Source organism: Bacillus marinisedimentorum (genome assembly GCF_001644195.2).
Taxonomy (GTDB): domain Bacteria; phylum Bacillota; class Bacilli; order Bacillales; family Bacillaceae_O; genus Bacillus_BL; species Bacillus_BL marinisedimentorum.
In genome coordinates, this window is the sequence record NZ_LWBL02000010.1 from 16929 (window position 1) to 39956 (window position 23028).

Here is a 23028-nt window from a genome sequence, read left to right on the forward strand (position 1 = left end):
TAGAAAGAAGGAAGAAATATGGAAAACAATGAACATGCGGAACAGGCACATATAACTGTTAACAAAGCTCCGCTTATCGCCGTTCTGCTTTCAGGTGCTTTTGCTGCGATACTGAATCAGACGCTGCTCGCTACAGCTCTTCCTCATATCATGAGGGACTTGAACCTTGAAGCCAGTACCGCCCAATGGCTGACGTCGATTTTTATGCTTGTGAATGGTGTCATGATCCCGATCACAGCCTTTTTAATCGAGCGATTTACGACCAGGGCGCTGTTTCTTTCGGCAATGGGCCTTTTTGCTGCCGGAACATTTATTGCCGCCATCTCGCCTAACTTTGCCATATTGCTGATCGGAAGAATTCTTCAGGCTTCCGGAGCCGGAATTATTATGCCGCTTATGCAGACGATCCTGTTTCTTATATATCCCCCTAACAAGCGGGGCTCTGCAATGGGAATGTTCGGCCTTGTCATCTCATTTGCACCGGCAATCGGTCCTGCATTATCCGGATGGCTTGTTGAACACTTTCCGTGGAGAAGCTTGTTTTATGTCATTTTGCCGATTGTGATCATCGACTTCATCATTGCTTATTTTATTCTTAAAAATGTGACGAAACAAACGTTTCCGAAAGTTGATATTCTTTCCATTATCCTGTCTTCATTCGGATTCGGCGGCTTGCTGTATGGATTCAGTATGGCAGGCAACACCGGCTGGGGAAGCGACCAAGTCATCATTTCAATGGCTGTTGGAGCGATCACGCTTACTCTGTTCATTTTAAGGCAGTTCAAATTGAAACAGCCGATCCTGGAGTTTCGGGTATTTAAAAACAAAATATTCACCCTGTCAACAGCCCTTGGCATGCTCATGTTCATAGCAATGATTGGCGGAGCGACCGTTCTCCCGATCCTCATGCAAAACATGCTTGGTTATACAGCCTTTGAATCAGGGCTGATGCTATTGCCGGGTGCACTCATTATGGGGTTTATGAATCCTGCCACAGGACGGCTTTTTGATAAATTTGGAGCCAGATGGCTGGCTATTATCGGCCTTAGCCTGCTGACCATCTCCACATTTATGTTTACCAACCTGTCTCCTGAAACGTCCTTCGCTTATCTCACGGTCGTCAATGCAGTAAGGATGCTGAGTGTCGCTATGGTGATGATGCCAGTCACAACGGCCGGCCTTAACGCACTGCCGATTAATTTGCTTCCGCATGGCACAGCCATGAACAACACGATGCGGCAAGTATCCGGAGCCGTTGGAACAGCGTTGCTTGTCACGGTCATGTCGACTGCAGCACTGCCGGATCATGGTGTCGAAGGGCTGATTCATGGCGTGAATGTTTCATTCATCGTAGCAGGCATTTCCGCGGTCATCGGTTTGGCCATATCGTTTTTCGTTAAAAATCCTGAGGCATAATACTGCTTCAGGATTTTTTATTAATACTCAGAAAAACGTCAGTTTCGGTCACCCAGAGGTGAATTCGAGTCATCAACTTCATCATGATTCCCTTGTCCAAGAACAGCCAATGATACAGACAAGAATCGTATCAAATCAATCAGGGCTCCGGCAATGACCGCCAGGAGAAAGATAATCAAGAATATAGCACTATTCTGTGCAGATTCAAACCCGGCAAATATGGATAGGATGCCAAACACGATCGTAAATAAGTACAAGCTTGCTATTCTTTCATAATTAATATACATACATTTCTCTCCTTGCAATACTATTAATTGAACTTTCATTCATTATATGAAACAATTATTTTACCATTTCTTAGAAAGGATGTTCCGATGATCGCCATCTGTCATTTAAACCCTTTTGACCATTAACCTTGTGTCCGAGGCCCCCCGATAAGTTGATCGTTAAGCAAATCAGATCGACTATATCGGAGGAGGAATATTTATGAACAAACAGTTATGGATTTTATTAAGCGGCAGGATTCTTACAAATATCGCAGACAGCATGTATATGATTGCAGCCGTCTGGTTTGTCAAGACAGCTGCAGATTCTGCTTTTTTGGTCGGCTTGACCAGTGCCGTTGCAATGCTGCCGGTAACATTGCAATTTCTATACGGACCCTTGATCGACCGTTTTTCGAAACGGAAAATACTATACATCGCCCAAGTGGGCCAGGGCATTCTCGTCGGTGTCATCGGCATTCTTTACCTCAGCAGCGCGCTATGGCTGCCGGTCTTGTTGCTGCTGATGTTCCTGGCACTTTCACTGTCTGAGATTACATATCCAACGGAAAGTGCACTGATCAAACAGTTGGCTGCGGATGAAAAGTTGACAAAAGTAAATTCAGTTTTTGCCTTTTCTTATCAAACATTGGATCTTGTCGCTGATGCTGTTTCAGGAATCCTTATCGCATTTATCGGCCTTGGATACATCTTTGTATCAAACAGCCTGCTCCTCATTGCAACCGGCTTGCTATTTTTCTTTTACCTTTCTATACCTAAAACAGAGAAAGAAAAACAGCCTTCAGCGTTATCTTTTTTCCAGCAGTATAGGGAGGATTTCATTGAGGGATACAATGCCGTTAAAAACCAGCGGACGCTGCTTGCAATCCTTGCCGGTATCATTGCCATAAATGTACTGGCAACAATGGGGCTTGCCATGCTGCCCGTTATTTCGAAGTCACCGGCTGAATACGGCTTCTGGCTGGCAGCTATGTCCGGCGGCACTTTGACCGGAACCCTGCTTGCTAGCCGGCTGGAACACTTGCCGCTTAACCGGATCATGCCTGCTGTCTCCTTTATTGCTGGTATCAGCTGGCTGCTCGCTTTTGTCACAAGCGGTCTGTTTATCATTCCATATGTGTTTTTCTTCTCATCATGGATTGGGATTGGGATTCTCAGTATTTATATTCAAACTTTGATTCAGGTTAACCTCCCGGAAGACTATATCGGAATCGGCTTTGCCTTTTTATCATCGCTGTTAGGGTCACTCAGTCCTATCGGGTATGTTCTTGGAGGATTGCTCGGAGAATTCAGTTCGGGGATGCTGACACTTCATATTGCAGGTAGCGGATATTTTGTATTTGCCCTCTACTTTTTTCTGCATCCCTCTTTGCGGCGTCTTGACCTGCCCCTGAGTGTAAAACTTGATTAGACATAATTCATCCGCAGGCCGGCCTGCGGATGTTTGTTTTTGCTATTATCATTTTCCAGGTTTTTCATAATAAACAACCGTGGCCCCTTCATTCAGTTTTTTCTTCACGCCCGTCTTTGAGTAGCCCATTTTTTCATATAAATAGCAGTTCCGCTCTTCTTCCAGGATTGTTGCCAGTTCCCAGCTGCCTGCCTGCGGGAATAATTCCTCCGTTAACCGAATCGCGTGCTGGGCGATTCCCTTTCCCTGATAGTCAGGGTGAATGAACATCGGGCTGATCCGGAATCTCCTGTCATTTTTCCATACAATGCATATTGCACCGGCTAAACGACGGTTGGCAACAATTTTATAAAAGCTTCCGTCAGGGTGATGGATTCTTTCAAGGACCCTTTCAATCGTTTCATTAGCCGGGTTTGTATGGACATCCTTATATTTTTCCAGTAACGGCTTAAAGGCTTTTACTTGTATGTCGAAAATATCTTGTGCATCTTGATCTATTGCTTTTTGCAGCTGTATATCCACTTTGCATCACCGCCCGCCAGCTATTGCCGCAAACTGATTAAACGATTATCACCCGAGTATGAAGATTTGACTTTTTCATAAATTGGGTTTTTGATTTCATCATAGCCGAGCAAGTCTTCAGAAAACAACATGATATAGCCTTCCAATGGATCATCGGAGTTTATTTTTCTCAGTGCATTTGCAAATTTTTCGAAATGGCCGCCGGATGAACTCCTCTTGTTTGCCTGCCGCTCTGCTTTTTCTGCATATTCCAGGGCAAGCTGCGGGTTCTCGAGCAAAAGCAACTCGGACAGTAACAACATGTCTGATTGATCCGGCGCTGAATCATCTGTCATGTTTTTCTGAAGCCTGTCAATCGCATCATTAAACTTTTGCTGTTTAATATAAACATGTATCAAACTTTCAGATGCCTTGCTGTCCGGAGCAATGCTGACGGCTTCTTTCAATAGTATTTCAGCCTGGAGATAGTCATCGTTCTTTTGGGCTGCCGCCACTTTTTCCAAAAGGCTGCCGGCACGCCGGCGCCGGTCCATATAAGAGTTTTCGAATTCTTTCATCGTTGATCCGGTTACCTTCTCGAAGGCAGAACTGAAATCATTCTCCTTCACAGACAGCAGGAGATTTGCGATTACACCGTTCCCATGCAGGTGGAGAAGCTCTTCCACCGCATAGTAGCTTTGTAAATACGGATTATAGATTCCGCCTCTTGCCTGATGGAATTGCTGATTCGTTTCGATCAGGCTGAGATCCATGCCCCTGTTATGCTTGATATCCATATATCCGGCCCAGGTGCTGGCTGCTTCCGCAACGCCTTCATAGATCCATTGCGGAATCGTCTTAGAAGGTACATCGTTAGCCTCCATAAACAAATCTGTCCGGTAGTGAATGTATTCATGTGCAAACATTTCCTCGAACTGCCAGGCGCTTTTCAGCTTCGAACTGAGGATATGGATGGAGTCATCACTTGCCTTATAATATCCCCCTACATCAGACAGATAAGTATTCGATTGAAGGGTTTCACTTGAATCATAGACGACAACCGTAAGTGTGTCTGCCCTTTGTGAGCCGAATAATGCATCCGCTTCTGCCTTCATTTCAGGATAATAATTTTTAATTTCTTTTACAGTTTCCTCATCATCAGCCGGATAATAAATGGTTAACCCCTGATATGTAACAGCTGAAAGGCCTTTTCGATAGTCATCCTGACCGAAGCCATTGACTAAAAAAGCCGCTTTCTCCTTTGCTCCAAAATCCTGTCCCATTACCTCTTTAACAAGCATTGCATTCATGATAGAGAGACCGCTGATATAGAGGATCAAAAATAATGAGCTCAGGAAAAGCACTGCCGACCCGGTTTTGCCTCTTATCCGGAGAAACTTTACATGCCCTCTAAACAATCCGGCAAGCCCAAATGATAAACCGGCAAGTAAAAAAAGAAGGATCACAAAGGCTGCCCCCATGATTTTTTCTTCATTGTTCAGATCCAGAATGAAATATGATACTGCTGCCAGTAACACGAAGAACAGAAAAAGCCTCAGGATAATATTTACGAATGACTTCATATCGAACCCCGCAATCCTGTCTTTTCTATTTAAAGAATGGTATGGAATAAAACGTGTTGTGCATGCTACCATTTTACCAGAATACGGCATATTTTTTGAGGCCCTTTTACCAAATTTTCCAACTTTTATGCATATCCTCTTCTTTCCTGCTCCTATTCCTTATTTACGAACCGAAATAAAACACTCCGATTCTACTCTGAGCAGACATTCTTCATATGTTTAATCCATTTTTTTTTGTTCAGTCATCAGGAAAAATCAGCTTTCCCATATAATACTCATCAACATATCGGCCCCCGATAAACAGTGAGTCCCGTTTTGTTCCCTCTATTTCGAATCCTATTTTTTTATACAGGGCGACACCTGCTTCATTCTGGGTTACGGCAGTCAACTCAAGACGATGGATACCGTGATCAACTGCCCACTTCTCCATTTCCTTGAACAGCTCAGTCCCGATCCCAATTCCTCTATATTCTTTTAAAACTCCAGCAACAAGGTATGCTGAATGTTTGTTCCTTTTTGCATTTCCGCCGAAAGCCATAACGTAACCCGCCAACTTATTGTTTACCTCAGCTAGGAGTATCGTCGAGTTCTCACTTTGTTTCATCGCTTCGATTCGGTTGCGCTGATCAGCCGCTGTGATTGTCCTTTCGCCCTCTTCCCAGAGCATGAAGTCGGAGGTTCTTTCAACTTCCGCTGTCAGGTTTAGGAATGCTTCGGTGTCTGAAGCGTTTATTTCTCTGATAATCAAAAAGTTTTCCTCCCATAAATCAATTAATTGTGCTGCTCATTTGCTTTTTGTACAGTAAACATTCCGTCTTCCCCTCCGATTAAATTTTAAAACAAAAAGCTTAGTCACTGCTTTATAGCCGGTAATTCATGTAGTGTTTTAATATTTTCCTTCATATGCACGTCTTGTTTCATTCCCACCATGGCAGAAAGGATTCCTGGCGTCTGGATGATGTCCGATAACGCTTTTCGTGAACTTACTCCATCTTCGAAAACCTTACCTAAATGAAAAGGAGCACTCGTGGTGACAAAAATGCCTTGCTGTTCTGCAGACTGAAATAACGTATAGCTTTTTCCTTTCACCTTTTGATTTGCCAGATTCCCCGCTTCCTGTTTGAAATGATTATATGGAGTTTGCAAAAACTTAAAGTGGTGGCTTTCACCCGCAACAGACCGTGCGGTTTCCACTACTTTCTCCAACGAAATATAACCGGGATTACCTTCATGCAGGAGGAACGCGTCCCAGGCAGCCATTCCATAGAAACGGATTCTCTTTTTCTCAATTTGAATTTCAAAAAAGGAGAATAAAGCCTGTAACTTTTTATAAAAAGATTCAGCACCCAGTGTCATCATCGAAATCTCCGGATTATGAAGATAATAGATATCAATCGTTTCTAAGTTAAGATGCTTCCTGCTTTGTTCTATTGCAAACTGGAAGTAATCCGGGGCCAGCACATGACGGTGATGATCAACACTGTTTACATCAGCAGGGGAAATTATGTTCTGTTTATAGAGAATTTTCTCCAAATAGTCTTTTGGCACCAGCTTTGCATCAATGTCCCCCGGAATGATTCCGGCCTTGGTGGAGATGATAATCTGTTCTCTTTTCAGCTGTCCTGAATCAACAAGCAACATGTTTAAGACAGCTCCAATATCGCGTTCTGACTTCATTCCCCGGTAGTTCAATGCGGTATCAATCATGTTAATTCCATTCATCAAACCGAATGATAATGATTTCCGGTACAGAGCCGAATCAGACTCCGTCATATCCCCAAGATGTGTTCCCATCGCAATTGGAGGGACTTGAAACCATGGTGTTTGACGCATTAACACCCTATGCCTTTTGTTACTAAAGTAACTCCTTGTCCCACTTTTCTCAGCAAAGCCCTTAATCATTATATTTCCCCCCCAGACTATTTTCGCTCCTTAATTGTATACAAAGAATTCCTCGCAAAATAGACTGAATATTATATATGGGGTATGATAAAATGGTTATATAAGGAAAGGACCCGCCAACATAGCTGGCGGATCCTTTTTTCAAGTAATCTCATGTTCACAACTCTTCATCATCATACGAAAACCGATCGATTGCTTGTATAACATCCCTCAGTACATCTATTGATTTATAAGGATCATTGCTATGATCAAGTGAATGGTTTGCCTCAGGGACCAACACAGTCTTAAGTTCTTGCACTTCACTAACTCGATTGTAACGCTCTTTAGAATAGTGAGGATCCCTGTCTCCAATAACAAGAAGCCCTCCCTGTTGTTTATGGGCACTCAGATAATTAAAGACAAGATCTTCTTTCAAAAGAGGAGTCAGCCATACAGCTTTGGCATTCTGGATTTCGCTCCGAGTTTGTAGTTCACTGACAAGAGCTGCAGTTCCAATCGATTTAGCAATTAAAAATACTTTTTGGTTCGTTTCTGAATCCAAAAGTTGGTCCAGAGCAGTTTTAACAGTTTCTTGCACGAACCGGATCTGTTCGCTGCGCTCCAATTGAACAAATGAGTCCAGATCATATTTATAATTAAGATGAAGAATATCATATTTCTTATTTAAGAATAAAGAAGTTACATAGTAAAACAGTGGATGGTCCGTTGTATATCCTAACCCTGGAAGCATAACACATAATCTATTATTGCTTTCGCCCGTTTGAATCGATGTATAGGGAATTATTTGGTTCCTGATGCCTTTAACTTGACCGTATGTGATTTCCATACGCTGCACCTCTTTTCAATCCTCATTCCACACCACTCTCCAAAATCGAAAACGCCCCTCCATCACAATCAATCTCCGCCAGCGCACCGTAAGGCAAAATAATTTTCGGCTCGGTATGGCCAAAGTTCAAGTTATATAAAATCGGCAAGCCCTCTAAATCATATTCTTTCATAACCTGCAGGATTTCCTGTTTGTATTCTTCGTAATACATTTCATCCTGAGGCTTGCCAAAAATGATTCCTTTCACGTTTTGCAATATCCCTTGCGCCGCATAATTGCGGAGCCAGTATGTGATGTACTCGGGCTTCGGCTTCTCTTCCGATGTTTCAAAAAAGAGGATACTTTCATTCCAGTATTCTCTGGCCGGCCAGATTTCTGTTTCTTTGGCAAACTCCAGCACCTCGATACATCCGCCCATCAAACGTCCCTGAATGCTCCCCGAACCCTGCAGGACTTCATAACCGGAATTCTTGTTCATTGAACGCCGCTGGCTTTTATTTCCTTCCTCCCATCTTAAGTGCTCGCTGGTCCACTCTTCCGCCGGCTTGATTTCTCCAATGATGTCATTTGAAAAGAAGGTCCGTTTCACCATTTCAATCGTGTACGGATCCATTTCCACATTTTCAGCGAAATCGACCATCACAGCCGGACCATAAAAGGAGGAAACGCCCGCTTTAAGGCAAAACAGGTGAGAAATCGTATTGTCTGAATAGCCGACAAAAATTTTCGGATTGTCGCGGATCACATCAAAATCGATATAAGGGAGCAGCCGAATGCTGTCACTCCCGCCGATATTGGCAAAAATCGCTTTTACCTTTTCATCCCTGAAAGCTGTCATCAAATCTTCAGCTCTGGCTTGCGGATTCTGGTATAAATATTCTGCGCCTTTCAGGCTGTTCGGCATCGGCACAACGTTAAGGCCAAAAACGTTCTCCAGCCTCTCCACACCCTGTTCATAACGCCACCGCAAATCCGGTTCCCCTGCACCGCCCCAGGAAGGGCTTACGGTTGCAACCGTGTCACCCGGCTGCAATTTTTTAGGTTTGATTAGCATATGTATTCCCCCTTTGCCGCGCCTGCCCCCGTCGCTTTAAATCGCCGGGGGCAGGCACCAACTGCTCTACATTCAATCCACACTACTCTTCAACATCTGATTCTGCTCATATCTCTCAATGCCCAATTGGATCAGCCGATCAATAAGCTCTGGATAGGAAAGTCCGCTTATCTCCCACAGTTTTGGATACATGCTGATTTTTGTGAAGCCGGGCAGCGTGTTCACTTCATTGATGATCAGCTGGCCATCTTCCGTCAGAAAAAAATCCACTCTTGCCATTCCCTGACATTCCAGAACTTTAAAAGTTTCGATAGCGGTCTTTTTAATTTCATCAATCTGTTCATCATTTAACTTTGCCGGCATTTCCAGGATAGCGCCATTTTCATCAATGTACTTTGTATCATACGAATAGAAATCTCCCTGCGGAAGGATTTCACCCGGCAATGAAGCTTCCGGCTCATCATTCCCCAATACTGCACATTCAATTTCACGGCCTTTTACCGCTTTTTCAATCAAAATCTTATGATCATAAGAAAAAGCTTCTTCTACCGCTTTGTTGAACCCTTCTTCGTCGTACACTTTACTGACGCCTACGGAAGACCCCTGGCTGGCAGGCTTTACGAAACACGGCAGACCCAGTGTTTCTTTCACTTCTTCAAAGCTGATGGCCTGACGGGAACTTCTCCGGTACGTCAGGGAATCGGCGACATTAATACCGGCACTCTTAAGCAATTTTTTTGCTATATCTTTATCCATGCAAACAGCCGATCCTAACACATCCGCTCCAACGTAAGGGATATTGGCAATGCGAAGCATCCCCTGGATACTGCCGTCTTCACCGAGAGTCCCGTGGACAATCGGAAATATCACGTCCAGCTGCTCAATGGGATTGGAACGGGTTACATTCAAAACTTGCCGGTCCTCTTCTCCCGGAATAACAGCAATCGATTGGTCGGACTTGTTCAGCTGGATAAGTTTCGGGTTTTCCTCGTTTATGAGATATTTTGAACTGTCATTCAAATGCCATTTTCCCTCTTTATCAATCCCGAGCAGCGTAACATCATATTTGTCCTTATCAATCGCATCCACAATGTTTTTGGCCGACTGAAGTGATACCTCGTGCTCAGCCGACTTACCGCCAAAAACCAGGCCTACTCTAAGTTTCTTACTCAAATCGTATCCCTCCGATAACTGAAGTTGTAACTTTATACTGATTGTATTCCGTCCTGGAAAAACGCAACACTTAATCCTTTTCGATTCTTCCCCCTGCAGTTCCTTTTTTCCATATATCAAGGTTTATTCCGATTTAATTTTCAGGCATCGACATCGAACGTTAAATCGGCCTTAATTAATCACGGCAGTTTATCATAGCAAGCGCTCACCATTCTGTCTTAAGCAGCGAAAACACCAGACCATCATGGGATTGATTATTCTGAAACAGATATCCCCTGAGAATCCCTTCTTCCTTAAAGCCCAGGCGCTTTAATAACTGGATAGATGTCTTGTTTTCGGTAAACGTTACAGCACCCATTCTGAATAAGTCCAGCTCTTCAAAAGCGTAGCGCAACACTTCTTTGACAGCTTCCGTTGTAATCCCCTTATTCCAGTGTGAAGGATGCAATTCATAGCCGATTTCAGCCCTCTTGCCCCGAACGTGGAGATTATTCAATCCGACTGTTCCGGCAAAATCTTCTGTATCTTTTAGCAAGATCCCCCATCTTACCGCCCTCTTATTTTCAAAATTCGTACGGAAAGATTCGATTATCCGGGCAGCTTCCTCCAAATTTTTTAAACTTTCCATTCCGTAGTATTTAGTGACTTCATCGCGCGACATAATGTCATAAAACCCGGGAATGTGTTCCTCTCCCAATTGAACAAGTTTCAGCCTTTTTGTTTCCAATTCCGGAAATCCCATTTCCTTTCCCCCTATCTACTGACGTAAACCCTGTAATTCTTTACATTCAACGATAAGCTCTGGGTAAAATAACAACCATAGTCTAAACACAGGAGTGATTACATGAAAGATAACAACAACAAGCAGCAGCAAAAAGAGCCCCGGGAAAATGAAGGCTTGCCAAATGCCCAAAACACCGGGCAGGATAAAAAGGAAAAAATCCATTCTGAAAAAATGCGCTATGAATTCGCTGACGAAATTTATGAGTAGGATGTTTTGCTGGTGCCGTTGACGGTGGGTGGTCCCGGTGTTTTAACGCACCGGGGCCAGGCACCCAATACGCTATGCCCCATGGAGCCCGGCATAATACCCTCTCTTCCCAATCAACTCCTCATGTGTCCCTTTCTCAACAATCTCTCCATCCGCAAGGAAAAGGATGAGATCCGCTTTGCGAATGGTGTTCAGCCGATGGGCGATGACGAACGTTGTCCTGTCTTTCATCAACAGATCAAGTGCTTCCTGGATTTTTAGTTCCGTTATGGTATCGATGCTGCTCGTCGCCTCATCAAGAATAAGGATGGCAGGATCGGCAAGGATCGCCCTGGCGATGGAAAGCAATTGCCGCTGGCCCTGGCTGATGCCGCTGCCGTCCTGTTTTAACACGGTATCGTATCCTTCCGGAAGCTTTCTGATGAATGAATGGGCATTTGCCTGCTTTGCCGCTGCCACAATCTCCTCGTCACTGGCATCCAGCCTGCCGAACCTGATATTGTCCTTGATGGTCCCTTCGAAAAGAAATGTATCCTGGAGCACAAATGCCATTTGTTTACGGACACTTTCATGTTTTACTTCAGATATATCCTGGCCGTCGATCAAAATCTTACCGCTGCCAGGGTCATAAAATCTGAACAATAAATTAAGGATCGTCGATTTGCCGGCACCCGTCGGTCCGACAAGTGCCGCTGTTTCCCCCGGTGAAACCGTGAAACTGATGTCTGTTACCGTATCGCCATCGTCATCTTTTTCATAGGAAAACGAGACATCGTCAAACCGGACTTCACCTTTTATCTCACCGAATTCTTTTCCTTCAGACTCACGCTTTGCCTCTTCTTTCTCGTCCAAGATGTCAAACACCCTGTCCGCTCCGGCAATGGCCGAAAGCAATGTGTTAAACTGGTTGGCCAGGTCGTTAAGCGGACGTGTGAATTGCCGTGAGTATTCGGTGAATACAATAATGGTCCCGATTGAAATTGCTCCTTTCATTGCAAGCAGGCCGCCAATTGCCGCAATCAATGCGAAACTCAAATGATTAAGTGTATTCATCACTTTCGGAATGAATCCTGAGAAGGCCTGGGCCCAGAAGGCCGAACGCCTCAGTTTTTCATTTTTGATTTTGAACTCCTCAATGATTTCGTTTTCCCTGGAAAACGTTTTGACAATACACTGCCCGGAGATTGTCTCTTCGATAAAACCGTTCATGTCACCAAGGTTACGCTGTTGTTCTTTAAAAAGCTTTCCGGTCCGGTTCGTGATCCACTTCAGACCGAAAAACATCGCCGGCACGACAAGAATGGTGATGAAGGTGAGCAAAGGACTGAGCCAGAGCATGACCGCAATCGTGCCGATAAGGGTCAGCAGGCTTGAGAAAATTTGAATAACCGAGCTGTTCAGTGTTGAGCTGACATTTTCAATATCATTTGTCACCCGGCTCATCAGTTCGCCATGCTTCCTTTTATCAAAAAAGGCAACAGGGAGGCGATGGAGGTGGCGGAACAATTTGTCACGCATCGCAAAAACGGTATTTTGGGCAATGCCGACCATCCAATAATTTTGCAGGAAGAGCGTCACTGAGTGCAGTAAATAAATGGCGACAAGCAGCACCAGCATAAAACCAAGGCCGCTTATATCCTGGTTGACCAGAAAATCATCCACTGCTTTACCGACAAAAAATGGCCCGGCAAGTGCCAGCGCCGAACTGCCTGCGACCATCAGGAGCACAAGCAGAAACAGCCCTTTTTCAACAGCCAGAAAGCGCCATATCCTTTTGAGCGTTTCGAATCGTTTGCTTTTGTTACTCAACGGGGCTGCATCTTCCTGATTTTGGGCATCGATGTTTGCCAGGTTGATTTTCTTATATTGGAAAGGCTTGATCAGTTCCTTGAACATGATACTTCATCCCCTTCCCAGTTTTGAGACAGAACGATTTTTCGGTACAGGTGCGATTCCTCCATTAGCTGGCGGTGATTCCCTGCGCCTGCGATTTCCCCGTCTTCCAAAAGGATGATGCGGTCCGCCTTCATTGCCGTATTGATTTTTTGCGTAATAATCAGGGTTGTACAATGATCGTTTGCAATTGCTTGCAGCAGCCTTGCCTCTGTTCGCATGTCCAGTGCACTGGTGCTGTCATCAAGTAAAAGGATCTTTGGCTTGCGGACTAACGCCCTTGCAATCGACAGCCGCTGCTTTTGACCGCCCGAGAGATTTACACCCTTTTGGCCAATTTTCGTCTCATACTGACCCGGCAATTTTTCGATTGTGCCGTGAATCTGGGCGTCCCGTGCTGCATTAATGATATCCGTCATGGACGCATCCGCATTTCCCCATTTTATATTTTCTTTAACTGAGCCGCTGAACAGTATGGCTTCCTGCGGCACAAAACCAATGGCCCGGCGCAGGATGCCGGTATCTATTTCACGCACGCCCCTGCCGTCGATCCGGACCTCGCCCGCATCTGCATCATACAGGCGGGGAATCAATTGAAAAAGAGACGTCTTTCCGGAGCCTGTTTCACCAAGAAACGCAACAGTCTCACCCGGATCCACTGAAAAGGAAATGTTAGTAAGCACGGATGCATCAGTTCCCGGATAACGGAAGGACACCTCATCAAATTCCACTTTCCCTTCCCGTATCTTTCCTGACAGGTCGCCAACCTCTGTCTTAGTTTCATCCACTTCTGCATCGAACACGTCTGAAATCCGGCGAGCTGATGCTTTGGCCCGCGAAATCACCATCAATATCCAGGTCATGACTGAGAGTGCGGACGTCATCCGTGTTCCGTAATTTATGATAGCGACAACTTCACCAACACTTGCACCTCCCGTATCGACCTTGATGCTTCCAAACCAGAGCACGACGAGCACACTTAGATTCATCACAAGGAGCAATACCGGCATCGTAAATTCAATAAGGCGCAGCGCAGCAATCGTCCGGTCCCTCAGCCGTTCGTTCACTTCTTCAAACCGCCCGATTTCATGCGGCCCTCTTACAAAAGCTTTGATGAGCCTCATGCCGGATAGATTCTCACGCATCACGTTGTTGACCGCATCGAGCCGCTCTTGTACAGAGGTGAACAGCTTGCCGGCCCTGTTTAAAGCCCACACAAGGAATAAGAATAATATCGGGATTGTGATAACTAAGATTAGTGCCAGCTGCACATCTACCAGAAGGGACATGATCACGCCGCCAAACAGCAGCAGCGGTGCCCGCAACATGATGCGGACTCCCATAAACACTGTATTTTGCACCTGGGTGACATCATTCGTCATCCTTGTTATCAACGATGCATTCGAAAACTTCTGCAAGTTATTGAAGGAAAAAGACTGCAGCTTCTCCATCAAGCCCACCCTGACATCGTATCCGAAACTCTGGCTGACATGCGAAGCAAAGAACGAGTTCGTGATGCCAGCAGCAAAGGACAGCAGCGAAATACCGATCATGACACCACCCCATAACAAGACACGATCCAGGTCATTTTTCATGATCCCCTCATCTATGATGGCTGCCATCAACAACGGCTGAACAAGTTCGACTGCCAGTTCCGTCAGCATTAAAAACACCGCCGCCCCGATCGGGAGTCGGTAAGGTTTCAAGTACGAAAAGAGCTTCCCCATATGTATCCCCCAGTGGACTGTGCCTGACCATATAAGGGTAAGGCACTTTTATATGTTCTATCATACCTTTTTACGATGAAATTGTTTAATAATTCATTATTTTTGTCAGTCACTGCTGCATAATAAATCAGTATATGAGATTTGTACTGAAGCAATTACATAACAGAAAGAAGAGACTCTCTTATAGTGGAAGCCCTCCTCCGGCAAACGGAAGGGGCTGGAAGGATACGGTGCCCGTCTATCCCGGCGGGGAAGTGGAGGTTCTTATCACGTTTGATTATAGGGGGATCTTCATGTATCACTGCCATATACTTGATCACGAAGATGCAGGGATGGCGGGACAGATAAAAGTGGAGGAGTAGACTTCTGGACGTTCTGGCCCACTTAAGGCCGGAACGTCCTTTTCCTCTCTGACTTCCCGGCCTTAGCTTCAAGCCTCACCCTATGCACAATTTCTCCATAAAATCGGGTTATACTAAAACCAGGATAATTAAAAGGAGTGATTTTAAGTGGGTATTGTATTTATCGTTCTCGTGATAGCAGCCGTTTATTATTTCACCAAATCAGGAGGAGGCATAAATTTCGAGAAAAAGGCCGGTCAATCGTCCCTTGATATATTGAATGAACGTTATGCACGCGGAGAAATTGATGAAGAAGAGTATGAAAAGAAGAAAAGGATTTTGACAGAAGCTTAATTTCCAGTGCCCTGCCGCCATTTGGCAGGGCATTGCTTCGACTTCATTTCTCTCTGAGACATTCCTCTCAGGGCTCTGCAAAATTGGATGCCGGGCGCCGATTTCAGAATGAAGCTTAACAAAAACCTTATAGGCATGGCAGGCTGAAGTCAGTGCCTTTATTTCAATCATTCAGCTGAATATGGGCACTGAATCTTGGTTCAGGACCTGTAATGTAGGGCTCCCTCTAATTATAGGCAGGGAAAACGAATTTCCGTGCCTATATTTTACCCTCAGGGCTGATTATAGGCACAGGACTCCGCTTTAAAGCTATTTGGCTGCGGCATCTTCTGTTTCCAGTGAATCCCTCTTTTTGCCCAAAATTAAATGGACAAATCCATAAACTGACGAAAAGAGCAGCAAGCCCCCCGATAGAATGTAAACAAGACGAACACCAATAAGATCAGTCAGTGCGCCAATTCCTAAGATGGAAAATATAAAGATAAACTGGACGAGCGCAGATCGTGCGGCAAGTATTTTGGCAAGAGTGTTTTCATCGGTGCTGTTTTGAAACATTGTTTCCTGGGCAAGATCCCTCAGTTGATAAGACGGCCCCATCAGGATAACCAATAATAAAGCAACAAAGGGGTTTGAAAATAAAGCCATATAAGAACGTCAAGATGCCAAAAATGAATGAACCTACAAGCATGTAACCGGCCAAACGCCCTTGCATAACTTTCGAAAGGCGATAAATCAAAATTCCTCCCGCTATGGTTCCAAAATAATACCCGCCGTTAATGTAACCCCACCACGCTTCACCCTTACCGAGAGCTTGTTCTGCGTATGTTAGCGTAACGGCACCAATCCAAATCGTTCCCACCCATGCTTCCATTAAATCCATCATAATCAAAATCCGCAGTCCCTTATGTTTAAAGAGATACTTCCATCCGATTGTCAAACGTTCCATCATTCCGGCAGTTTCCTTAATGTCAGGCGAGCTGTTTGTTTTGAATAGCAATAAACTGAAGACTGAAATCGCAAGGAAGAAAATCGTAATGATAAGAGTGAGTGGTATCCCGAGAAATGCCAGAATCACACCGCCAAACGTCCAGCCTGCAAATAAAAATGTCTGGTCAACAGTTGAGATGAGACTGTTTGCTTTCACTCTTAATTTTGCAGGTATAACCACTTTGACCAGTGAGCTCTTGATTGGTACAAAAAATCCGTTAAAAAAAGAGATTAAACTCAACAGAATAAAAACTGCCGTCGTCATCACGCCAGTCAGCTTTTGAAGCAGCAAGAAAAACATTCCGATAAGCAAGACCACTTGCAGCAGCTGTGACAGTTTTAATATATCCCGAAGTTTATACCGGTCAGAAATTGACGGCAGCACGACATGACTCACCATGCGTGAAATGACGCTTACGAGCGTTACTGCCGCCGACAAGGCCGTAGAACCGGTTTCATTAAAAAGATGCAGGACCACAGCCATAGTATATAGGGCAAAACCAAGATTTGTTGAAGTTTGACTTACTAGAAGCGCATAAAAAGATTTGTTCAATTTTTGTCTCCTCTTTGTTTACCGATAAGCGATGTTTCCGTCAATATGTACATTGAACTTAGGCCAGACTGAATTCCATTTTTTACGTGAAGTCCGTTTTGTATAGAGTTCGAGCCTCTCAGGACTCTCCATAAAAAATGGAGTCGGCTTAACGTCTAAGTTCACAGCATCCCTCAGTCCGTGCGGGGCCTCCAGCATTACTCAGTTATTGTCAGCACGTTTCACTCCAAGGGAAGTAGCGGTCTCCGGAAATTTTGAGATGGCATCGACTGAAGACTTATAAGGCGGAAAGCCGTTAACCAAATGCATCCTTGCCTCATTTTTTACTGATCAGTGCTCACCCGGGTGAATCATTTCCAACCTCTTCTCAAGCTTCTTTTCTTGGGAACTTTTGATATTTGTTGGATCAAAGTAGATGACATCAATGTCAGGCAGTTTTGTTCTTTCCCCGAAACCATGCTGCATATCCCAAATTTTCGAACGGACAAATCCGGCACATATCCACCAATCGGATAATTCTAATTTTTTTGCAGCATACAACATATCCATCATCCACATATCATTCTCTATGAACCTAATTAAGTCTTGCTCACTTTTTATCGTCACTGTTTTACAGTCCAAACCGTACTTTAATAATTCTTGCAGTTTCTTCAGCTCTTAATTTTGTATTATCAATTCTTAAATAGGTATCCCTTCGTATTTCCCCTTCTTCGGAATTCAACCTATATTTTAGCATGCTTGATTTCAATTCATTTTCAGACCACTCAACATCTCTTTTCGTTGGCTTCTGTTGTAACCTATGCCCGCTTTTGTTGCGCTTAAGCCTTTCCTGAAGACTGGCTTCAAGTTCCACCAGGTAAACCGTGCCGCCCTTTTCCTCAAAAGTGCTGCACAGCTTAGCTACATAATCCCAGTCTTCCTGCTGATCGAATGCCCATACGTATGTGAAAATCAAGCCATACAAACTGCTATTAGAAACAGCCTCAAAAATCTCTTGCCGGAACAGGTTAACAAGGCGTTTTCCTTCCGCGGTTCCATAACTGAAAAAGGGAGTGACAAATTCGATTGCCATGTGATTATGAAAAAGTTTGAGCTCCGTCATTTTCTCCAGTTCTTCCCCGACAGTCATTTTCCCAACTGCCTGGGGACCGAACAACAGGACGAGTTTCATAGAGTCTCTCCCCCTTTCTTCAAAATTCTATTATTAATCATTCATTCTTTCTTTGATTCGTTTGATCACCGTCTCGTAATATGAAACTGGATGGGGGACAAACTCATCCCTGCCAGCCATTTTATCAATCGAAGCTTTGTTGCCATCCGTTTTATTTTCAAACCCCTCGATCCGGATAGCTTGCCTTTTTCCCGACCATAATTCCGCAAACTCGTTCAAATCAGCCTTCACCATGCCGGAGACTTCTTCCCGCTGCAGGATAAAGTCATCAAGAGAATGATCACTTTGATATAAGAAAACATTAGCCAGTTCTTTGTCTATGAAGTTCTTTTTCGTTACACAGTATTCAATGACCCCAAGCGGTATCAGCTCATGAAAAGATAGATCGATTCCGATTTCTTCTTCAATCTCCCTTACGCCGTCGCGGACGGTTTCATCAGCTGACAGATGACCTGCAGCCGTTATGTCCAACAGATTTGGGTAGTCCTTTTTCGTCTCGCTCCGGATTTGCAGAAAAACGATGTCCCTGTCATTTTCCCTGCCGACAAACCAGCACTGGAACGCTTCATGCCAGTAGCCGATGCGGTGCACTTCCGTACGCGAGGCAACACCGATCTGATTTCGGTAACGGTCAAATATTTTCAACTGTTCTTGTTCCATATCGTTCTCCTGACTTTTAAATAATTTTTTTCAATTCTCTTTGAAGATATGACTCAGCTCAATCCACACTCTTGCAAGGTTGGCTTGTTGATTGTCTTTTCAGCTAATCTCAGTATCCAGCTTATCTTCATATGACTCAGCCGGCTGGCCGGAATTGCTTACCGGGATATAGCTCGTTCTTGCCCAAGGCAGTTTACTGTTCATTGCACCCCGCTTTTTCAGACTTTTTCATTTGACTAAATCTTGTACTTAAAAAAACCATAAACCCGCCTGCCAGAAATGCAAGAAAATAGAAAGGTTCTATACCGAGATCTACTCCTTTCGGTACCGACCGTTCAAACGAAACCGCAAAAAGTAATGCTCCAGTAATGACGCCTAATCCGGTAATGAAAAGACTCCACTTTAATAATCGTTTCACCGTACCCTCCCCTGACATATTTCCATGCAGTAAATTCCTTACGTATTTTCTATTTCTTTCCTGGCTGCTGTTTCTCCTTTTTTTAAATAAAAGGCTCTGTTAAATAACTCTGTTGATATTTGAACAAAGCGAACAACCGTTCTATAATTAGATAAAATAATTAGAACGGGTGAATGCGAATGGCTTTGGTTGAAATAATCAATGAAATTAATAAACTAAGTGAAGCAGACCAATATCGTCTAAAAGAGTTTTTTTTTACAGAATCTCCGAACGTGAAAGCCCACTCCTTTAGGTGTGGGATGGGAGTGAGGTCAAATACGGAGTACCCCTTATAAACCGAAGGTTTGGGGTGCTTCAAGTATTTGAAAATCCTGGATTTCTTTTTTGTGAATCGGTGCAGTTTATTATGTGAACTGATACAATTTTTATATGAATGAATATAGAAGAACCAAAACAACCGTTTCATTATTAAATTATCATTTTTTTCTGTCCTCGTTATAGAAGAAAGATTTTTCAACGGACAGATGTAGAAAAGCGGTTCAAAGAATTGGTGCTGGAAGTATGCGATGAATTTGGAAATAAAAATTGTAGCTATTGAGTGTGATAAAGATCATACGCATATGTTTCTTAATGTACTGCCTAAATTAAGTCCTTCGGACATTATGGCAAACATCAAAGGCTACACTTCAAAAATACTAAGAGAGGAATTTGCACATCTGCAACATTTGCCGAGTCTTTGGACACGTTCCTACTTTGTATCTACCGCTGGGAATGTATCAAGCGAAACCATTAAGTGTTAGGATTAGAACATTATCTCTTCATATCAGATGGCAAGGAACGAGTTAAAGGGCTTTATCACATCCAAAATGCAAATAATTATCACAGTCGTCTTAAAGGCTGGATTGACCGTTTTAATGGTGTGGCAACTATATACCTCGACCATTATTTGAGTTGGTTTCAATAGATATTATTAAACATCGGAATGATAATACAACTGTAAGTAAAATGGTGGTTGATGGCTGCCCGTTCTCAATAAATACTACTTATGATAAGCTCAGATTAGCAGATTGTCGTTTTGAACTCGATTATTAAAATAACCAAGGCTTGAAGTAGGATGATTTTATGACCAATAATAGGAAAGCCCAATTAGAAAAGTTACTGAAGAAAAATAAAGTGAAACAAGCTAAGAGACAGCTTATTGATGACTTAATAAAGTACCATGATATAGATATTTCGGATAAGGAATTTGTGGATTATCAAACATCACAGGAAGTGCATAAAAGGGTTTATGAGCGAATTAGAACTGATGAAATCAATTCTTTCAAATTCCCCTATGACGAAAAAACACTCAAGTCTAAGATTGAACTTATCTTTGATTATTATAAGAATTATGGAGAAGAAATAGTTTTGTTTTATCCTTCTACATCTACATTCAGATTTTACTTTAGGAGCAGTAATCAACTCTACCTTGATTATCCTCTTGCCACAACACTACGATTATCTGAAAGTAAAGATATTATTATGAACCTGATGTTAGAAATGCATGATGATTTGGTTGTTGTTTCCGAAGAATTTAATTTTGGATTTGTTCTAAGTGAAGATGAATATTCATATGTAACAATCGAATATTGGGGGAAATAGAAAAAGGACCATAAAATCAGGTCCTTTCTTTTATTTCAGAAAATCAACATCATTATTTAAAGAGCCAAATAAAAATACGGAAAACTTTCCCGGGGAATCTTCCTTTAAAAAATGCTTTTTTTTTAACGTGAATTGGAAACTACACTAAAGAAGAGAGGTATCATTTCCTTTTCACCACTGCAAGCTTGCCAGGCACGGATTAATTGCTATATAAAACCAAATCCGACATAAATCCAAACAAGCCCAAATTAGGCAAGGCAAGCTCCCATAGGCCCCTTTCCTGAATATTGTGTGAAGGACTATTAATCGGGAGGAATAAAAATGCAACATCAAAATCCGTCAACACACTATCTTGCCTGGCATGAAACATTAGAAATCCATGAGTTGGTGGCTTTCCAATCAATCGGGCTCATGAAACTGAAAAAGGCATATCCCAAAGTTACAGACCCACACTAAAAAGTCTGTATAAGAAAGCGATAAAAGGCTTAAGCAAAAACCTGCAGGATCTTCTCTCTTTTTATCCGATGGCGCCTCATCCGGGCCACAGCAGCAATTACCGTGATGGGGATCTTCCGTTTTATGCTGGTGATGTTTTGGCCCTCTTCAAAACAGGGGTAAGAAACTATGCAATCGCCATTACCGAAACAGCAACCCCTGCACTAAGAGCCGTTTTAAAAAAACATTTGAACAATGCGGTTGATATGCACGCAGCGATCTACTCTTATATGTACCAGAACGGCTATTATCCTTCTTATGATTTAAATAAGCTATTGAAAAATGACGTTAACCTTGCTAATAAAGCACTTGATGAAAAGATGGGCCAGTAAGTGAAACTCGCCGACTGGCGGCCCTTTAGGCGAAGACAGAGATGCAGCTGATTTTGTTTATATTCTTTAAATTGGCCACTGCGTTAACATATTTCCTTGATGACAATTTATATTCCTATACGGAAAAAAGATCCAGAAGCCGAGTGAGCGCTATACTTTCTGGATCTTCCCTTTATAATATGTAAATCTATTCATCTTTTCCTTGCTCCTGGACAAACCCCAATTCATTCCCCGCAATATCTTTAATCGTGAATTTCCTGGTACCGTACGGCGTATCAAATAACTCTTCTACCACTTCTGCCCTGTCCTTTAGCCGCTGCCATAGGGCATCTGTATCTTCCACGGTAAAATTGAACCGCCCATGTGAAGGCGTATTTAAATCTTCCATAACTGCAAAAATTGCGCCATTTTCAGATTCAAAATGGGCATAATTCGGTTTTTCCGGAGGCCATGTGCCTGTAACCTTGAACCCCAGAACATCTGTGTACCAGTCAATCGCTTCGTCTAAGTTACGCACATTTGCCCGGACATGCATCAATCTCGTTTTCATTTGATTGCCCCCTTTTCCTTATACGTAAAGTATACACAATCATACAGGTGCTGACTTCATCATTTTCAAGACTTAGAGGCTGGAAATCAATAATCATTCATAATCTTTTTATGTAACAGGATGCGTTTATGAACCCCCACTTTCCCTCTAGGATCCTCTATCTTTTCACTTAACGATGCCAGATCACGGTCGGCCTGGCGCTCTGATTCAAATAAGTAGTGATGTGCCGTTGATATCGCATATTCCATTTCGACGAGCATACTCGCTGCAAACATGTACTTTTCCCAGTAATCCTGGGCTGAAATATAGCCGTATAAATACTTTTTCCGGTATCGGAAAATCGTTTGCTTATAAACTTTCAGCAGCTGCCGTCTCTGTTTCTCAATACCAGCCATTTTTTAGCTCCTTTTTCAAATATATTTCAGCTTAGAATATGAGGAGCATTTTACCTGTGTTGGATATCATTATCAATAAAGGGATGGGAAATAGGGGCGAACTTCCCGATTAAAGGAAGTGCAGACAACCAAAACGGACTGTTTATGAGAAGAAAATACCACGCCTTTCTAAGCATTCCGGAACAAAATCGCAAGGCGCCCGCTTAGCAGCGTACGCATAAGCGGGGGTACCTGCAGGAAGGTGACTTTCCTTCCGAAGGGGATTACCGCTTATGACGGTAGCCGCTGGCTCCTGGAGCTGGATGACTCCCTTCTCGCTTTATATCCACACCACAAAAAATTTATAATTTCCTTAACCACAAAAAAAAAG

Annotated in this window: 24 protein-coding genes and 4 pseudogenes; 9 read left to right on the forward strand and 19 right to left on the reverse strand. The window is 43.3% G+C overall.

The window, feature by feature from the left end:
- Positions 1-18 precede the first annotated feature (18 nt).
- On the forward strand, positions 19-1416 hold the full coding sequence (locus tag A4U59_RS02780; protein ID WP_066175794.1) for an MDR family MFS transporter: 1398 nt from the start codon (positions 19-21) through the stop codon (positions 1414-1416).
- A gap of 38 nt (positions 1417-1454) precedes the next feature.
- Here A4U59_RS02780 and A4U59_RS02785 read toward each other — a convergent pair whose 3' ends face one another.
- The gene (locus A4U59_RS02785; RefSeq protein WP_066175797.1) at positions 1455-1703 is read right to left on the reverse strand and encodes a hypothetical protein; all 249 of its coding nucleotides are present in this window, start codon (positions 1701-1703) and stop codon (positions 1455-1457) included.
- Between the two features lie 199 nt (positions 1704-1902).
- Between A4U59_RS02785 and A4U59_RS02790 the strand changes: the two genes are divergently transcribed.
- A complete protein-coding gene (locus tag A4U59_RS02790) occupies positions 1903-3111 on the forward strand; it encodes an MFS transporter (RefSeq protein ID WP_066175800.1) in 1209 nt (402 codons plus the stop codon).
- 48 nt (positions 3112-3159) lie between these two features.
- Here the strand turns inward: A4U59_RS02790 and A4U59_RS02795 are convergent, their stop codons facing one another.
- The 8 genes from A4U59_RS02795 to A4U59_RS02830 form a co-directional block, all read right to left on the reverse strand.
- Complete coding sequence (locus tag A4U59_RS02795; protein WP_066175803.1) at positions 3160-3633, reverse strand: GNAT family N-acetyltransferase; 474 nt, start codon at positions 3631-3633, stop codon at positions 3160-3162.
- A gap of 20 nt (positions 3634-3653) precedes the next feature.
- Positions 3654-5195, reverse strand: coding sequence for a gluzincin family metallopeptidase (locus A4U59_RS02800; RefSeq protein ID WP_066175806.1), 1542 nt, complete (start codon positions 5193-5195; stop codon positions 3654-3656).
- A gap of 238 nt (positions 5196-5433) precedes the next feature.
- Complete coding sequence (locus A4U59_RS02805) at positions 5434-5943, reverse strand: GNAT family N-acetyltransferase (protein ID WP_066175809.1); 510 nt, start codon at positions 5941-5943, stop codon at positions 5434-5436.
- A gap of 104 nt (positions 5944-6047) precedes the next feature.
- Positions 6048-7028, reverse strand: a complete 981-nt coding sequence (locus tag A4U59_RS02810; protein ID WP_066175813.1) for an aldo/keto reductase — start codon at positions 7026-7028, stop codon at positions 6048-6050.
- Positions 7029-7254: 226 nt separating this feature from the next.
- On the reverse strand, positions 7255-7923 hold the full coding sequence (locus A4U59_RS02815; RefSeq protein ID WP_066175817.1) for an alpha/beta family hydrolase: 669 nt from the start codon (positions 7921-7923) through the stop codon (positions 7255-7257).
- Between the two features lie 22 nt (positions 7924-7945).
- Positions 7946-8977: a S66 family peptidase gene (locus A4U59_RS02820; protein WP_066175820.1), complete on the reverse strand. Its 1032-nt coding sequence runs from the start codon at positions 8975-8977 to the stop codon at positions 7946-7948.
- Positions 8978-9049: 72 nt separating this feature from the next.
- Positions 9050-10150 carry a D-alanine--D-alanine ligase gene (gene ddlA, locus A4U59_RS02825; RefSeq protein WP_066175822.1) on the reverse strand — a complete coding sequence of 367 codons (1101 nt, stop codon included), beginning with the start codon at positions 10148-10150 and terminating at the stop codon, positions 9050-9052.
- A 205-nt stretch (positions 10151-10355) separates the two neighbouring features.
- Positions 10356-10892 (reverse strand): GNAT family N-acetyltransferase, encoded by a 537-nt coding sequence (locus tag A4U59_RS02830; RefSeq protein ID WP_066175825.1) that lies wholly within the window; start codon positions 10890-10892, stop codon positions 10356-10358.
- Between the two features lie 102 nt (positions 10893-10994).
- On the opposite strand from A4U59_RS02830, the gene A4U59_RS21230 reads away from it, so the two are divergent.
- Positions 10995-11141 (forward strand): hypothetical protein, encoded by a 147-nt coding sequence (locus tag A4U59_RS21230; RefSeq protein ID WP_157888120.1) that lies wholly within the window; start codon positions 10995-10997, stop codon positions 11139-11141.
- A 72-nt stretch (positions 11142-11213) separates the two neighbouring features.
- Here the strand turns inward: A4U59_RS21230 and A4U59_RS02835 are convergent, their stop codons facing one another.
- Both A4U59_RS02835 and A4U59_RS02840 read right to left on the reverse strand, forming a co-directional pair.
- Entirely contained in the window at positions 11214-13037 is a 1824-nt protein-coding gene (locus tag A4U59_RS02835) for an ABC transporter ATP-binding protein (protein WP_066175827.1), read from the reverse strand.
- Positions 13022-14761, reverse strand: coding sequence for an ABC transporter ATP-binding protein (locus tag A4U59_RS02840; protein WP_066175830.1), 1740 nt, complete (start codon positions 14759-14761; stop codon positions 13022-13024). Before A4U59_RS02840 ends, A4U59_RS02835 begins: the two co-directional genes overlap by 16 nt.
- Positions 14762-14895: 134 nt before the next feature.
- On the opposite strand from A4U59_RS02840, the gene A4U59_RS20740 reads away from it, so the two are divergent.
- Together A4U59_RS20740 and A4U59_RS02845 are read left to right on the forward strand one after the other, a co-directional pair.
- The gene (locus tag A4U59_RS20740; RefSeq protein ID WP_083270621.1) at positions 14896-15123 is read left to right on the forward strand and encodes a multicopper oxidase domain-containing protein; all 228 of its coding nucleotides are present in this window, start codon (positions 14896-14898) and stop codon (positions 15121-15123) included.
- A gap of 147 nt (positions 15124-15270) precedes the next feature.
- Positions 15271-15456: an SHOCT domain-containing protein gene (locus A4U59_RS02845; protein WP_066175833.1), complete on the forward strand. Its 186-nt coding sequence runs from the start codon at positions 15271-15273 to the stop codon at positions 15454-15456.
- 309 nt (positions 15457-15765) lie between these two features.
- Here the strand turns inward: A4U59_RS02845 and A4U59_RS22470 are convergent, their stop codons facing one another.
- The 6 genes and pseudogenes from A4U59_RS22470 to A4U59_RS02870 form a co-directional block, all read right to left on the reverse strand.
- A complete protein-coding gene (locus tag A4U59_RS22470; protein ID WP_342670177.1) occupies positions 15766-16011 on the reverse strand; it encodes a hypothetical protein in 246 nt (81 codons plus the stop codon).
- Positions 15989-16996: an MFS transporter gene (locus A4U59_RS02850; protein WP_342670178.1), complete on the reverse strand. Its 1008-nt coding sequence runs from the start codon at positions 16994-16996 to the stop codon at positions 15989-15991. Before A4U59_RS02850 ends, A4U59_RS22470 begins: the two co-directional genes overlap by 23 nt.
- An 18-nt stretch (positions 16997-17014) precedes the next feature.
- Positions 17015-17602: pseudogene (locus A4U59_RS02855) on the reverse strand (nucleotidyltransferase family protein).
- A gap of 4 nt (positions 17603-17606) precedes the next feature.
- Positions 17607-18167, reverse strand: a complete 561-nt coding sequence (locus A4U59_RS02860) for a DEAD/DEAH box helicase family protein (RefSeq protein ID WP_066175836.1) — start codon at positions 18165-18167, stop codon at positions 17607-17609.
- Between the two features lie 33 nt (positions 18168-18200).
- Positions 18201-18827 (reverse strand): NUDIX hydrolase, encoded by a 627-nt coding sequence (locus tag A4U59_RS02865; RefSeq protein ID WP_066175838.1) that lies wholly within the window; start codon positions 18825-18827, stop codon positions 18201-18203.
- A gap of 193 nt (positions 18828-19020) precedes the next feature.
- The gene (locus A4U59_RS02870; RefSeq protein ID WP_066175841.1) at positions 19021-19245 is read right to left on the reverse strand and encodes a hypothetical protein; all 225 of its coding nucleotides are present in this window, start codon (positions 19243-19245) and stop codon (positions 19021-19023) included.
- 429 nt (positions 19246-19674) lie between these two features.
- On the opposite strand from A4U59_RS02870, the pseudogene tnpA reads away from it, so the two are divergent.
- The 4 genes and pseudogenes from tnpA (at position 19675) to A4U59_RS02885 (ending at position 21713) form a co-directional block, all read left to right on the forward strand.
- Positions 19675-20045, forward strand: a pseudogene (gene tnpA, locus A4U59_RS02875) (IS200/IS605 family transposase).
- Positions 20046-20047: 2 nt separating this feature from the next.
- Positions 20048-20337 (forward strand): annotated as a pseudogene (locus A4U59_RS20745) (IS1595 family transposase); the annotation flags it as partial.
- 30 nt (positions 20338-20367) lie between these two features.
- Positions 20368-20886: a hypothetical protein gene (locus A4U59_RS02880; RefSeq protein WP_066175843.1), complete on the forward strand. Its 519-nt coding sequence runs from the start codon at positions 20368-20370 to the stop codon at positions 20884-20886.
- A 321-nt stretch (positions 20887-21207) separates the two neighbouring features.
- Positions 21208-21713, forward strand: a pseudogene (locus tag A4U59_RS02885) (spore coat protein).
- Between the two features lie 187 nt (positions 21714-21900).
- On the opposite strand, the gene A4U59_RS02890 reads toward A4U59_RS02885, so the two are convergent.
- Positions 21901-22263: a VOC family protein gene (locus tag A4U59_RS02890; protein WP_066175846.1), complete on the reverse strand. Its 363-nt coding sequence runs from the start codon at positions 22261-22263 to the stop codon at positions 21901-21903.
- A gap of 86 nt (positions 22264-22349) precedes the next feature.
- A complete protein-coding gene (locus tag A4U59_RS02895) occupies positions 22350-22658 on the reverse strand; it encodes a hypothetical protein (RefSeq protein WP_066175849.1) in 309 nt (102 codons plus the stop codon).
- Between the last annotated feature and the right edge of the window lie 370 nt (positions 22659-23028).

Excerpts from the sequence above, each read along its gene's own strand:
- A4U59_RS02780 (WP_066175794.1), top strand. The coding sequence starts at position 19 with ATGGAAAACAATGAACATGCGGAACAGGCACATATAACTGTTAACAAA.
- A4U59_RS02785 (WP_066175797.1), bottom strand. The coding sequence starts at position 1,703 with ATGTATATTAATTATGAAAGAATAGCAAGCTTGTACTTATTTACGATC.
- A4U59_RS02790 (WP_066175800.1), top strand. The coding sequence starts at position 1,903 with ATGAACAAACAGTTATGGATTTTATTAAGCGGCAGGATTCTTACAAAT.
- A4U59_RS02800 (WP_066175806.1), bottom strand. The coding sequence starts at position 5,195 with ATGAAGTCATTCGTAAATATTATCCTGAGGCTTTTTCTGTTCTTCGTG.
- A4U59_RS02810 (WP_066175813.1), bottom strand. The coding sequence starts at position 7,028 with ATGCGTCAAACACCATGGTTTCAAGTCCCTCCAATTGCGATGGGAACA.
- A4U59_RS02815 (WP_066175817.1), bottom strand. The coding sequence starts at position 7,923 with ATGGAAATCACATACGGTCAAGTTAAAGGCATCAGGAACCAAATAATT.
- A4U59_RS02820 (WP_066175820.1), bottom strand. The coding sequence starts at position 8,977 with ATGCTAATCAAACCTAAAAAATTGCAGCCGGGTGACACGGTTGCAACC.
- A4U59_RS02830 (WP_066175825.1), bottom strand. The coding sequence starts at position 10,892 with ATGGGATTTCCGGAATTGGAAACAAAAAGGCTGAAACTTGTTCAATTG.
- A4U59_RS21230 (WP_157888120.1), top strand. The coding sequence starts at position 10,995 with ATGAAAGATAACAACAACAAGCAGCAGCAAAAAGAGCCCCGGGAAAAT.
- A4U59_RS02835 (WP_066175827.1), bottom strand. The coding sequence starts at position 13,037 with ATGTTCAAGGAACTGATCAAGCCTTTCCAATATAAGAAAATCAACCTG.
- A4U59_RS02840 (WP_066175830.1), bottom strand. The coding sequence starts at position 14,761 with ATGGGGAAGCTCTTTTCGTACTTGAAACCTTACCGACTCCCGATCGGG.
- A4U59_RS20740 (WP_083270621.1), top strand. The coding sequence starts at position 14,896 with ATGAGATTTGTACTGAAGCAATTACATAACAGAAAGAAGAGACTCTCT.
- A4U59_RS22470 (WP_342670177.1), bottom strand. The coding sequence starts at position 16,011 with ATGTTTCAAAACAGCACCGATGAAAACACTCTTGCCAAAATACTTGCC.
- A4U59_RS02860 (WP_066175836.1), bottom strand. The coding sequence starts at position 18,167 with ATGAAACTCGTCCTGTTGTTCGGTCCCCAGGCAGTTGGGAAAATGACT.
- A4U59_RS02865 (WP_066175838.1), bottom strand. The coding sequence starts at position 18,827 with ATGGAACAAGAACAGTTGAAAATATTTGACCGTTACCGAAATCAGATC.
- A4U59_RS02880 (WP_066175843.1), top strand. The coding sequence starts at position 20,368 with ATGACCAATAATAGGAAAGCCCAATTAGAAAAGTTACTGAAGAAAAAT.
- A4U59_RS02890 (WP_066175846.1), bottom strand. The coding sequence starts at position 22,263 with ATGAAAACGAGATTGATGCATGTCCGGGCAAATGTGCGTAACTTAGAC.
- A4U59_RS02895 (WP_066175849.1), bottom strand. The coding sequence starts at position 22,658 with ATGGCTGGTATTGAGAAACAGAGACGGCAGCTGCTGAAAGTTTATAAG.